This window comes from Psychrobacter sp. FME5 (assembly GCF_014861375.1).
GTDB lineage: Bacteria > Pseudomonadota > Gammaproteobacteria > Pseudomonadales > Moraxellaceae > Psychrobacter.
This window is the reverse complement of the sequence record NZ_RRYX01000286.1, coordinates 1-380: the sequence shown is the minus strand read 5'-3', so window position 1 is coordinate 380 and position 380 is coordinate 1. Positions and strand designations below refer to the sequence as shown.

Here is a 380-nt window from a genome sequence, read left to right as displayed (position 1 = left end):
CGAAGCTTTTCATGCTGCTGGCCATTTGCTCAGCCAGTTTCTTGATGTCAGATTGGTTAGTCATTGCTTATTCTCCTGTTAGTGGATTATAAGCAGTTACACACTTTTTAGGAAAGGCTCGCCTGCATAGGCGTTTTAAACCCTAATCGTTTTCTTGGTCTGTTGTTTAGTTTATTCTCAATGTCCTGTATCTCATTATCAGAGACTTGTCTAAAGTCACAACCCTTAGGCAAGAACTCTCTGATTAAGCCGTTGGTATTCTCGTTGGTTCCTCGCTGCCATGACGCATAAGCATCGGCAAAGAAGAAGGAAGTAAAGAGCTTTCGTTTCACCTTCTTATGCTGAGCAAACTCTTTACCATTGTCAGAGGTAATGGTCTT

The 380-nt window shown here is 41.8% G+C and carries 1 protein-coding gene; it reads right to left on the bottom strand.

The window, feature by feature from the left end; all coding sequences use genetic code 11:
• Window positions 1-107: 107 nt before the first annotated feature.
• Window positions 108-380 (bottom strand): IS30 family transposase (locus EI161_RS14710; RefSeq protein WP_192530054.1); only part of this gene is annotated, 273 nt, incomplete at its 5' end.